Raw genomic sequence first — 13,160 nt, 5'->3', positions numbered from 1 at the left:
ATAATGCGACCCCACTGAGACGGGAAACGCCAACGCATAGCGAGGCACGAACTACTCAGAGAGTTAAATAAAACTTCGGTTTTAAATCTTCTAAAAAGAAAGTTTAAAACAAAGTGTTGACTTGAAAAATAAAGGGTGTATTATTCGCATCCCTTGAGGCGCTAAAGCGACTCAAAACGTTCTTTAACAATATAAAGCAATCATCTGTGTGGGCACTCGTACAGATTGAGTTCTAACAGCCAACCTACTTAGGTAGCGAGGCAAACAAATTAGAGTCTCAATTGAAACTGAGTGACCATATGTTATTAAAAGATTCAGCCTTGAGCTGTTTTGATTTTACTTTTTTAAAAGTGAAAATAATAACGCACAGTCAATTCGTTTTTGGCAACAAAAACAAAAATTCAGAATTCATTGAGCTGTCGAAAGACATAAAACTTTTTAATTGAAGAGTTTGATCATGGCTCAGATTGAACGCTGGCGGCAGGCCTAACACATGCAAGTCGAGCGGTAACAGAAAGTAGCTTGCTACTTTGCTGACGAGCGGCGGACGGGTGAGTAATGCTTGGGAACATGCCTTGAGGTGGGGGACAACAGTTGGAAACGACTGCTAATACCGCATAATGTCTACGGACCAAAGGGGGCTTCGGCTCTCGCCTTTAGATTGGCCCAAGTGGGATTAGCTAGTTGGTGAGGTAATGGCTCACCAAGGCGACGATCCCTAGCTGGTTTGAGAGGATGATCAGCCACACTGGGACTGAGACACGGCCCAGACTCCTACGGGAGGCAGCAGTGGGGAATATTGCACAATGGGCGCAAGCCTGATGCAGCCATGCCGCGTGTGTGAAGAAGGCCTTCGGGTTGTAAAGCACTTTCAGTCAGGAGGAAAGGTTAGTAGTTAATACCTGCTAGCTGTGACGTTACTGACAGAAGAAGCACCGGCTAACTCCGTGCCAGCAGCCGCGGTAATACGGAGGGTGCGAGCGTTAATCGGAATTACTGGGCGTAAAGCGTACGCAGGCGGTTTGTTAAGCGAGATGTGAAAGCCCCGGGCTCAACCTGGGAACTGCATTTCGAACTGGCAAACTAGAGTGTGATAGAGGGTGGTAGAATTTCAGGTGTAGCGGTGAAATGCGTAGAGATCTGAAGGAATACCGATGGCGAAGGCAGCCACCTGGGTCAACACTGACGCTCATGTACGAAAGCGTGGGGAGCAAACGGGATTAGATACCCCGGTAGTCCACGCCGTAAACGATGTCTACTAGAAGCTCGGAGCCTCGGTTCTGTTTTTCAAAGCTAACGCATTAAGTAGACCGCCTGGGGAGTACGGCCGCAAGGTTAAAACTCAAATGAATTGACGGGGGCCCGCACAAGCGGTGGAGCATGTGGTTTAATTCGATGCAACGCGAAGAACCTTACCTACACTTGACATACAGAGAACTTACCAGAGATGGTTTGGTGCCTTCGGGAACTCTGATACAGGTGCTGCATGGCTGTCGTCAGCTCGTGTTGTGAGATGTTGGGTTAAGTCCCGCAACGAGCGCAACCCCTATCCTTAGTTGCTAGCAGGTAATGCTGAGAACTCTAAGGAGACTGCCGGTGATAAACCGGAGGAAGGTGGGGACGACGTCAAGTCATCATGGCCCTTACGTGTAGGGCTACACACGTGCTACAATGGCGCATACAGAGTGCTGCGAACTCGCGAGAGTAAGCGAATCACTTAAAGTGCGTCGTAGTCCGGATTGGAGTCTGCAACTCGACTCCATGAAGTCGGAATCGCTAGTAATCGCGTATCAGAATGACGCGGTGAATACGTTCCCGGGCCTTGTACACACCGCCCGTCACACCATGGGAGTGGGTTGCTCCAGAAGTAGATAGTCTAACCCTCGGGAGGACGTTTACCACGGAGTGATTCATGACTGGGGTGAAGTCGTAACAAGGTAGCCCTAGGGGAACCTGGGGCTGGATCACCTCCTTATACGATTTAGAACTTATTTGTTCGTAGTGTCCACACAGATGATTGTTAATTAGTGCTTGTTCTTCGGAATAACTAATTAATATGCTCTTTAAAAATTTGGAAAAGCTGATAATAAAATTCTGATGAATAACATTGTTATTTATCAAGAGTTTTCAAAAGTAAAAAAAGAATGGTAGCAGTACCATTCAGTGCCATTTAATTAACTCTTATGAGTTGATTGATTGGTATCTACTTTAGTATTCAATATTGACTTCTGGCGAAGTTAAACTGTCACAAAACAAAGACCCGTTTGGGTTGTATGGTTAAGTGACTAAGCGTACACGGTGGATGCCTTGGCAGTTGGAGGCGATGAAGGACGTATTAACTTGCGATAAGCCTAGTCAAGCTAGTAAAAAGCGCTTGAGACTAGGATTTCCGAATGGGGAAACCCACCTGCTTGCAGGTATCGTTAACTGAATACATAGGTTAACGAGGCGAACGCGGAGAACTGAAACATCTAAGTACCCGTAGGAAAAGAAATCAACCGAGATTCCGAAAGTAGCGGCGAGCGAAATCGGAACAGCCCTTAAGCTTATTATGTGTTAATGGAAGGCTCTGGAAAGTGCCACGATACAGGGTGATAGTCCCGTACATGAAAAGACATTTTAAGTGAAATCGAGTAGGTCGGAGCACGTGAAACTTTGACTGAATATAGGTGGACCATCATCTAAGGCTAAATACTCCCAACTGACCGATAGTGAACCAGTACCGTGAGGGAAAGGCGAAAAGAACCCCTGTGAGGGGAGTGAAATAGAACCTGAAACCGTGTACGTACAAGCAGTAGGAGCCCACTTGTTGGGTGACTGCGTACCTTTTGTATAATGGGTCAGCGACTTATATTTTGTAGCGAGGTTAACCGAATAGGGTAGCCGTAGGGAAACCGAGTCTTAACTGGGCGACTAGTTGCAAGGTATAGACCCGAAACCCGGTGATCTAGCCATGGGCAGGTTGAAGGTTGAGTAACATCAACTGGAGGACCGAACCCACTAACGTTGAAAAGTTAGGGGATGACCTGTGGCTAGGAGTGAAAGGCTAATCAAACCGGGAGATAGCTGGTTCTCCCCGAAATCTATTTAGGTAGAGCCTCGGACGAATACTTACGGGGGTAGAGCACTGTTAAGGCTAGGGGGTCATCCCGACTTACCAACCCTTTGCAAACTCCGAATACCGTAAAGTAATATCCGGGAGACACACGGCGGGTGCTAACGTCCGTCGTGAAGAGGGAAACAACCCAGACCGCCAGCTAAGGTCCCAAAGTCATAGTTAAGTGGGAAACGATGTGGAAAGGCCCAGACAGCCAGGAGGTTGGCTTAGAAGCAGCCATCCTTTAAAGAAAGCGTAATAGCTCACTGGTCGAGTCGGTCTGCGCGGAAGATGTAACGGGGCTAAACTATGCACCGAAGCTGCGGATTCAGAATTTATTCTGAGTGGTAGGGGAGCGTTCTGTAAGCGGTTGAAGGTGTACCGGGAGGTATGCTGGACGTATCAGAAGTGCGAATGCTGACATGAGTAACGATAATGGGAGTGAAAAACTCCCACGCCGGAAGACCAAGGGTTCCTATCCCATGTTAATCAGGGTAGGGTAAGTCGACCCCTAAGGCGAGGCCGAAAGGCGTAGTCGATGGGAAACAGATTAATATTTCTGTACTCGATATAATTGCGATGGGGGGACGGAGCAGGCTAAACAAGCATGGCGTTGGTAGTCCATGTGAAAGTGAGTAGGTTGGCGACTTAGGTAAATCCGGGTTGCTATTAAGACTGAGACACGAGACGAGTCACTACGGTGATGAAGTTGTTGATGCCATACTTCCAGGAAAAGCCTCTAAGCTTCAGATTATATGGAATCGTACCCCAAACCGACACAGGTGGTCAGGTAGAGAATACTAAGGCGCTTGAGAGAACTCGGGTGAAGGAACTAGGCAAAATCGTACCGTAACTTCGGGAGAAGGTACGCTCCTATCTGTGATGAGACTTGCTCTCTAAGCGGACGGGAGCCGCAGTGACCAGGTGGCTGGGACTGTTTATTAAAAACACAGCACTGTGCAAAATCGCAAGATGACGTATACGGTGTGACACCTGCCCGGTGCCGGAAGGTTAATTGATGGGGTTATCCTTAGGGAGAAGCTCTTGATCGAAGCCCCGGTAAACGGCGGCCGTAACTATAACGGTCCTAAGGTAGCGAAATTCCTTGTCGGGTAAGTTCCGACCTGCACGAATGGTGTAACCATGGCCACGCTGTCTCCACCCGAGACTCAGTGAAATTGAAATCGCAGTGAAGATGCTGTGTACCCGCGGCTAGACGGAAAGACCCCGTGAACCTTTACTACAGCTTGGCACTGAACATTGAACCTACATGTGTAGGATAGGTGGGAGACTTTGAAGCAGCGACGCTAGTTGTTGTGGAGTCAACCTTGAAATACCACCCTTGTAGTTTTGATGTTCTAACGTTGGCCCCTGAATCGGGGTTACGGACAGTGCCTGGTGGGTAGTTTGACTGGGGCGGTCTCCTCCTAAAGAGTAACGGAGGAGCACGAAGGTTGGCTAAGTACGGTCGGACATCGTACGGTTAGTGTAATGGTAGAAGCCAGCTTAACTGCGAGACAGACACGTCGAGCAGGTACGAAAGTAGGTCATAGTGATCCGGTGGTTCTGAATGGAAGGGCCATCGCTCAACGGATAAAAGGTACTCCGGGGATAACAGGCTGATACCGCCCAAGAGTTCATATCGACGGCGGTGTTTGGCACCTCGATGTCGGCTCATCACATCCTGGGGCTGAAGTCGGTCCCAAGGGTATGGCTGTTCGCCATTTAAAGTGGTACGCGAGCTGGGTTTAGAACGTCGTGAGACAGTTCGGTCCCTATCTGCCGTGGGCGTTTGAGAATTGAGAGGGGTTGCTCCTAGTACGAGAGGACCGGAGTGAACGAACCGCTGGTGTTCGGGTTGTCATGCCAATGGCATTGCCCGGTAGCTACGTTCGGAACTGATAAGCGCTGAAAGCATCTAAGCGCGAAGCAGGCCTCGAGATGAGTTCTCACTAGACTTTTAAAGTCTCTGAAGGGCCGTTGAAGACTACAACGTTGATAGGCAAGATGTGGAAGTGGTGTGAGCCATTAAGCTAACTTGTACTAATTACCCGTGAGGCTTAACCATACAACGCCAAACGCGTTTTATGCGACAGTTTAGACAGAAGTTAATATAACTAAAGTAGAAATTACTTAGAAAGACTTAAAAAATATTATCAGATATTTTCCAAATTCAAGAGGTGACTCTTAGCGCGTAGCGTTAAAGTTGAGGCACCTTGCGCAAAGAAAATGGTAGCACTACGTGCTTGTCATTGATTCTTTGCACCTAATTTGCTTGGTGACAATAGCGTTTTGGACCCACCTGACTCCATGCCGAACTCAGTAGTGAAACGAAACAGCGCCGATGATAGTGTAGCATTTGCTATGTGAAAGTAGGACATTACCAGGCTTCAAATTGTAGAAAGCCCGACTAGAAATAGTCGGGCTTTTTTACGTCTGCAGAAAAGTAAAATGTGCGCAATTAACACACTCATATCGCGACACAAAGAGAGTGTAGCATTTCACTGTGGCTCTCCACCGCTGTGGGCACTACGACACTACCAGGCTTCAAATTGTAGAGAGCCCGACTAGAAATAGTCGGGCTTTTTTACGTCTGCAGAAAAGTAAAATGTGCGCAATTAACACACTCATATCGCGACACAAAGAGAGTGTAGCATTTCACTGTGGCTCTCCACCGCTGTGGGCACTACGACACTACCAGGCTTCAAATTGTAGAGAGCCCGACTAGAAATAGTCGGGCTTTTTTACGTCTGCAGAAAAGTGAAATACGCGCAATTAACATACACTCATACCAACACCATCGAGTAGGGCGGAAAAATAGATCACTTAATTAAGCGAATTGGTATAAAAACAAAATTGTGAACTACCGAATTTACTTTTTCGGTTTGTGTAAGCAGTTGTTTAGGTGAAGTATCAAACAGAATTTATAAATTAGTTTGATTAGTTCATTATAACTCGTTAACTAACCACAGACTTAGCTTGTTTATGAGGGCAATGAATACTAATATGATTTCATGATCTTATAACTAAATCTATTGGCTTAGTTGTTTTAAAATTACTACCAATAATGATTGTGAGCTGTAACTTAAATGCCTTATGAAACATTTGTAGATGACTCTGCATCGCTAGTTGAATTTACCCGAGTTTACTTAGCTATTTTTTATACTTTTGTTGCCGGATTTTATACATTTAGAATTATTTATAAAAATCGAAATACACCATCAGGCGTTATTTATCCCGGTGATAAATTTTGTACTAGTTGGTGGAACCATATGGTTTTTAAATTTTTCAGGGCTGCTATTTGGTTTGTATGTGTAATTAGAGTGTTTGTACCTGAGTTAGATAGCTATCTTGGGCTATTCCCAATACTCAATGGCTGGCCAGGCGTATTATTTGGCGATGTATTATTGACCGCAGGCTTTATTTTAACGATGTTTGTACATTTTCATATGGCAGCCCTTTGGCGTTCAGGCATTGATCCTAAGGGACCACATGAGCTTAAAACATCAGGATTATATGAATACTCTAGGAATCCGATGTATTTAGGCGTTGTAGCTGCACAGGTGGGGTTCTTTTTAGCCTTACCTAGTATATTTAGTTTGACCTGTTTAGTTATTGGTTTTACAGCTATATATAGACAAACATTAGTTGAGGAGGCTCATTTAGCTCATCGTTTTTCTACACAATATAAAGAGTATCAACAACTAGTCCCTCGCTGGTTATAGCTTGGGATTGAGCTTTAAATACATGGATTTTTAAGGCAATAGTAAAGAAGTGTTCTGTGTTGGCTTGCTAAAATCTAGCACGATGGACATAAATCAGATCACTTCTTTTTGTTTTATACCAATTAGCTTAATTAAGTGATCTATTTTGAGGATGGAAAAACGTGTTGATAGCTAGGCAAAAAATTTGCTATTTAGTTGTTCTAAATGAGAATTTTTTAACACAGGTAGCGACACGCTCAGCCCCGCAAAATGATTAAGTATTATTGCGGATTGGTATTATATACTTTTCCATAAACTCTTGTTTAGTAATTGCCTTTGAAAAAATGTAGCCTTGAATATAATCACAAGCAAGCTGCTTTAATAGGTCATACTGTTTTTGTGTCTCAACTCCTTCAGCAACCACCATTACGTCTAGATTGTGAGCCATAGTGATAATAGCTTTCACGAGAGCAATACTATTATCGTTTGATTCTATATCGTTGATAAATGAGCGATCTATTTTTAAAATATCTATATCTAAGCGTTGTAAATACGCCAAAGAAGAATAACCAACACCGAAGTCGTCAATCGCAATATCTATATTAATAGTGCTTAAGCGTTTTAATTGTCGTTGTATTGACGAGTCGGGATCCATTAAAGTATTTTCAGTGACTTCAATTAAAATTGTGTTTGCAGGTAGTTGATACTTTTTACTTGCTACAATCCATTCATCCACCCAGCAACCAGCACGGTCAATTTCAAGAGGTGATGTATTCACACTGACTTGAATTGCCTTTTCACTTAAAACATTGAATTGGACGGTATCTTGAATTGCTTGAGATTTTACCCATTGGCCAATATCGTTTATTAATCCGTTTTTTTCAGCAACTGGTATAAATTCATTTGGCCCTATTAGGCCTCGTTCAGGGTGGTTCCAACGAATTAGAGCTTCAGCTTTTGGTACTGATTTCCCGTCGATTGAAAATATAGGTTGGTAAAATAATTCAAATTGGTTTTTAACAATTGCAGTGCGTATCTCCTCTATTAGACGACGCTTTTCTGTGGCTTTTTCTTCTATAGCATAAGAGAAAAATTCATAGCGATTCCGCCCTTTATTTTTAGATAAATACATTGCTTGGTCAGCGCGTCTAACGAGCTCTTCTACTGTTAAACCATCAGCAGGGAAAAATGTTAAACCTATGCTTGCGGTAACATAGACTGTCTCTTTTTTTACTTTAATGCTCTGCATTAAGCTACTTTTTACTGCTTCGGCAATTTTTGATGCTTCATCAGGACTATTTACACCCTCTAAAATTAATGTAAATTCGTCACCACCTAAACGTGCGACTGTATCTTTAGTCGTTATACAACTTTGCAGTCTTGTGGCTACTTGGTGTAAGAGTAAATCACCGTAGTCGTGACCTAGGCTGTCATTTACTTCTTTAAAGCCATCCAAATCTATGAATATAAGGGCGAACTTCATTTCCTTAATACTTACTAAGCTTTGTAGTTTTTCGTAAAAATAACGCCTGTTCGGTAAGTCGGTTAATCCATCTTGGTAGGCATATTGTTGCAACTGAATATTCGCATTTTCAAGTTCATTAGTACGCAGTCTAACTTGGTTTTCTAATGAATTTTCTCTTTGCTCAATGTTGTATAACATCGCATTAAAACAAGAGGTTAATTGTCCTACTTCATCTTGTGATAGCTGTTTAGCGCGTAAGCTATAATCGTGTGATGTAGTTATTTTATTTGCTGTTTGAGCTAGATATAAAATAGGGTTTAAAAAGCGACGCCTTAATAAAAGAGATAAAATTAGGCTGACGGCAAAGGTGAATACCATCAAAATCATTATAAACTTAAAGTAAAAAGTAATTCTGTCTTGAATGTAGCTGTTGTTAGCGCGTATTTTTAATATACCGTAATCATGCATATCGAGCTGAAGGGGTGTACTTACTTCAATACTTTGCTCCATATCTTCATCTTCGGATTGCGCAATAACAAGTTCCTCACCAGTCATACTTGTTACCATTATACTAATAACATCTGAGCGTATAAGTATTGGGTTTATAAGCTCTTGCACTGCATCTATATCATCAAACATAAGTGCTGTAGTTATATTCGGTGAAAGCATTTTTGACAGAGAGCCCAAGCTTTCTATTTGTTCCTCTTTAGCGCTAGTGATTTCATAAGCACTAAATACAATGGTTACTGTCGCGGTTGATACAAGTGCAACACTCATTAAGATAAATAGTAATTTTTTGCTCATCGTATTTAATGCAAATAGTTTTTTCATTGCACTACCTATCTACAACGCGGGCAAGGCGTAGCACTTTTGAGCTCATAGTAATGCCTGCATCTTTAAGCTGTTTTGGAGCAATTTCAAAGCGAATTTTACCACTGGAAAGAAAAAACCTGATATGACCGCCATTTTCAATAAATGTGTCTGTTTCACCAATGAGCATAACGTTTTTCAGCTCTAAAGGTGTTATGTTTTGCCATTCGATAAATGTATCAGAGGTAATAAATAGCATGTTACACGCCGAGGTTGTTACTTCATCAAGAGTGATTAATTTATTGTATAGAGGTAAGTTTTTTATAGTGCGACTTTTTAAAGCGTTGTTAGCCGCATCAATAAAGTATTTATCAGGGCTACAAATAATAAATTCATTAAGAGATTCTAAATGATAATCCCAGTGTCCAAAACGTGCAAAGTTATATAAGAAGCCTGCTTTTAGCATGTATTCTTTTTCAACAGCACAAACGCTGGCACTAAAAAGTGTCAACGTTATTAAGCTACTGTGAATTAAACTTCTTAATTTAATCATCTAATTAACTTAGAAATTTGCTGAAATTGTAAACGTAATACATTCATCAATATAGTTTGGTAATGTATAGGTTTCGCGCGTATTATTGTACTCAATATGTGAACCTGCAAAGAGGTTTTTACCCGAAATTGCAGTAGACCACACAGGTGTTGCTTGCCAATTCCAACTAACATCTAACGTTGTGTAATTATCAGTGTTATATGCATTTGAGTTTATTGCGCGCAATGTCGCAAACACATTATGGTTGGTTAAAAAAGAATAATCGGCTTTTGCAAATAACTGCCTGTTTTTAGAGTCATAGCCGATTGCGGGCTCTACTCGAGGAGGTAAATCGTACTTATAATCGGTGTAACTATAACCAAACTCAGTATTGAGATTATCAACTGGTTGCCATGATACAACTAGGTCGAACCCTTTAGTGGTCGTGTCTGCTACAGATGCAAAGTCTAAATCTATGCGAGTCATTGTTAGTGCTTGAAATACTTCTGGGATTCTCCCTGCTAGAAATAATTCAAGTATAGGTGTGAATTGTTCAGCATGCGTATTCATATCAATAACCGCTACGTTATTAGCATCTGTATAATAAGTAGAAAGATCCAATGACCAATCGTTAGCAGTAAAACGGTAGCCTAATTCATAAGATAGATAGTTTTCAGATTTAACTTTGTCGTTACCATTTAGGTAGGTTGCAATTCGATAGTCGTCTATTTGTCCAAAGCCAGAGCTTAAACCGGTAAGATCTTTAATTTCTGTACCATTAACTTTAAAGTTGTCGTTAAATTCAATCAATGTTGGTGTACGTACACTTCTCGATATAGCACCCCAAGTAAGGTGGTTATCTACTGGTTTGTATATAAGCCTTGCTGACGGTTGATTTTCCCAGCCGGTTAAATCGTTATGATCAAGCTTAGTACCAATAATAAAATCGAGTGTATCAGGCGTCACATTGTATTGAGCTTGAACAAGTGCACCAAACTGTTTGAGGTTATCAAAGTTTTTATCGCTATCTAAAAATACACTTTCTGCGAAAGAGATAGAGTTATACCGGTAGTTTAATCCCCAATCTAGCTGTAGATATTGGTATATGAAGTTCATTTGATAATCAATATCTATCGATTCAAAATCTTCTTTAATATAATCTTGGGAACCATTTTGTTTCAGCCAAGAAATTTGTAGCATTTGATTGGCATCGGGCGACACTCTGTTTTCAAGGCGCGCCATTATGCGTGAGTCTGTTCGCTTTAAATCATCTGAGAATGAAATGTTTTCGTTGGTTTCATCTATAACACCTCGATAGTTTTGACCAAGTGTTGAGTGAGTAACGTCCCCCTGAAGTAGCGCAGACCACTCATCATTAGGGGTAAAGTCAGCCCGAAAACCTAAAGAATTTTGTTTAGTTGTATCGTTAGGTGCGAGTGAAATCCCTTTTTTTGATTCATTCGCATCTTTTACATGACCATACACACGGTAGCTGCCTATGTTACTTATATCACCACCGTAACGAAGATTTGCATCAACATTTATTTGATTACCAGTTGTTACGTTTGCGTATCCACCGCGAGTATCAATACTGTTTTTAGTAATGATATTAATCACGCCATTATTTGCGTTACTACCCCAAAGTAATCCGCCTTGTCCGCGTATTACTTCAATGCGTTCAATATCATACAAAGGAACGTTGAGTGTTTCCCAATAAACTGCAGCAAATTTTGGGGTATATAAGCTTTGTCCGTCAATCATAACCAATAGTTTGCTAGAAAATCGAGAGGCAATACCTCTTGATGAAATAGCCCATTGATTGTTATCGAGCTGACGTACAATTAAACCTGGCACCATTTTCAGTGCTTCAGGTACTGATGTAGCACCAGAGTTAGTAATTTGTTCTTTACTTAATACATAAATAGATGAAGCGGTATCAAATGCTGATTGCGCTCTTTTCATCGCAGAAGTTGCTTGTACATCCATGCCCATTAAAGCATCAAGATCGAGGTCTTCATCTTCAAACGGCTCGGCCGTTAAGAAAGGGCAAACAAAAAGTAATGGCCAAAACAAACGTTGTGATATTTTCACCCAAAAGTCTCCTGCGCAATCAAAAAATCAAAAACAGTCTTTGTTTTTGTAATACATGTGATATCACACAATATTAACATACATTAACAGTGTAAAAGCATAAATGAGATTAAATCAAGGTAACTAATTTTGTAGTAGTTAAAAGGTCTAATTTCGCCCAATTGAACTGTAAAAATATAGTTAAATGAACTTTATAAGTATATTTATTAAAGAGTCAGTAAAATGTAAATAGCTGATAGCTATATGTTTATATACGACTTAAAATTTAGTCTATTTCAGAATAACTTCAAAGTATTTACGGTTATAAATATTTAATCTTAACTTTTTCGTGTCATGCTTCTCAAAGCAATATTAATTATATGGGCACAATTTATACCTAGCCCTGTGTTATCTGCGATTGTGGTTTAATTATCTTTGCTTTTGTTAAAGCTATATAGAATACTTAAATTTGCTTGGTTTTGCTTTGAAGGCACCAAAGTATGATAAAAAATGAATTAATTAATGTAGAAGAAGTACTCGCTTTAATGCTTGATGCCGTTTGTGTGGTAGATAAACAAGGCACATTTGTTTTTGTAAGCGCAGCATTTGAGCAAATTTTTGGTTATACGGCCGACGAAGTTGTAGGCAAAAAAATGATTAACTATGTTTACGAAGGTGATCATTACAAAACGCATAACGCCGTAACATCGCTATTGTCTGGCGAAACGGTAAACCCTCGCTTCGAAAACCGCTGGATGAGAAAAGATGGTCAAGTAGTCCATATATTATGGTCTGTGCGTTGGTCAGAGCAACATCAAGTAAGAATTGCAGTAGCGCACGATATAACTGAGCGAAAAGTAATGGAAGAGCAGCTCCATTACATGGCTCGGCACGATGTGTTAACTGGCTTACCAAATCGCTCTTTATTGATGGAGCGATTAGAAAAAGTAATTATTAGTGCAACTACAAACAACACATTTTTTTCTTTACTGTTTATAGACATAAATGGCTTTAAAGCAGTAAACGACACCCACGGACACGAAACTGGCGATAAGCTTTTATGTGCTATAGCAAAAAGGCTCTCAGCGTCGGTTAGGCATTACGACACAGTAGGGCGTTTAGGCGGAGACGAATTTTTAATTATTTTAGATAATTTAAGTTCTAGCCACGAAACAATCAGAATAAAAAATAAAGTCCTCACTGAGTTTAAAGCTGTCTTTAAGTTAGATGACGTACTACTAAATATTTCCCCCAGTATTGGCATTGCAAACTACCCAGAGCACGGACAAACAGATCACGAACTTATAAAATATGCTGATCAAGCTATGTACAAAAATAAACAACAAGGCTTAGATAACGTAACCTATTTACGTTAAAAAATCATGCTGAACTACCACCTTAGACAACTCATCTTCACAACGCCCTTAACTACAATACATTACTTACCGCCACATTTTTAATAGCGGTTTTCCAGCGCTGCGT

The 13,160-nt window shown here is 41.1% G+C and carries 5 protein-coding genes and 3 rRNA genes; 5 read left to right on the top strand and 3 right to left on the bottom strand.

The window, feature by feature from the left end:
* The first annotated feature begins 439 nt into the window (after positions 1 to 439).
* From JG479_RS19260 to JG479_RS19245, 4 genes are all read left to right on the top strand, one after another.
* A 16S ribosomal RNA gene (locus JG479_RS19260) occupies positions 440 to 1,975 on the top strand.
* 300 nt (positions 1,976 to 2,275) lie between these two features.
* A 23S ribosomal RNA gene (locus JG479_RS19255) occupies positions 2,276 to 5,165 on the top strand.
* Between the two features lie 206 nt (positions 5,166 to 5,371).
* A 5S ribosomal RNA gene (rrf, locus tag JG479_RS19250) occupies positions 5,372 to 5,486 on the top strand.
* The 16S, 23S and 5S rRNA genes sit together here, the layout of an rRNA operon.
* Positions 5,487 to 6,186: 700 nt before the next feature.
* Positions 6,187 to 6,822, top strand: a complete 636-nt coding sequence (locus tag JG479_RS19245) for a methyltransferase family protein (protein ID WP_200220453.1) — start codon at positions 6,187 to 6,189, stop codon at positions 6,820 to 6,822.
* Positions 6,823 to 7,075: 253 nt separating this feature from the next.
* Here JG479_RS19245 and JG479_RS19240 read toward each other — a convergent pair whose 3' ends face one another.
* The 3 genes from JG479_RS19240 to JG479_RS19230 are packed head-to-tail and all read right to left on the bottom strand — an operon-like array spanning position 7,076 to position 11,699.
* Positions 7,076 to 9,097 carry a putative bifunctional diguanylate cyclase/phosphodiesterase gene (locus tag JG479_RS19240; RefSeq protein ID WP_200220452.1) on the bottom strand — a complete coding sequence of 674 codons (2,022 nt, stop codon included), beginning with the start codon at positions 9,095 to 9,097 and terminating at the stop codon, positions 7,076 to 7,078.
* A gap of 4 nt (positions 9,098 to 9,101) precedes the next feature.
* Complete coding sequence (locus JG479_RS19235; protein WP_080945067.1) at positions 9,102 to 9,629, bottom strand: YfiR family protein; 528 nt, start codon at positions 9,627 to 9,629, stop codon at positions 9,102 to 9,104.
* Between the two features lie 9 nt (positions 9,630 to 9,638).
* Positions 9,639 to 11,699: a TonB-dependent receptor plug domain-containing protein gene (locus tag JG479_RS19230; protein ID WP_200220451.1), complete on the bottom strand. Its 2,061-nt coding sequence runs from the start codon at positions 11,697 to 11,699 to the stop codon at positions 9,639 to 9,641.
* 479 nt (positions 11,700 to 12,178) lie between these two features.
* Between JG479_RS19230 and JG479_RS19225 the strand changes: the two genes are divergently transcribed.
* Positions 12,179 to 13,054, top strand: coding sequence for a sensor domain-containing diguanylate cyclase (locus JG479_RS19225; protein WP_200220450.1), 876 nt, complete (start codon positions 12,179 to 12,181; stop codon positions 13,052 to 13,054).
* Positions 13,055 to 13,160: the final 106 nt, after the last annotated feature.

This window comes from Pseudoalteromonas sp. LC2018020214, from assembly GCF_016598755.1.
Lineage (GTDB): Bacteria > Pseudomonadota > Gammaproteobacteria > Enterobacterales > Alteromonadaceae > Pseudoalteromonas > Pseudoalteromonas distincta.
Note: the sequence above shows the minus strand (reverse complement) of the source record. Positions and strands in the feature narration are given on the sequence as shown.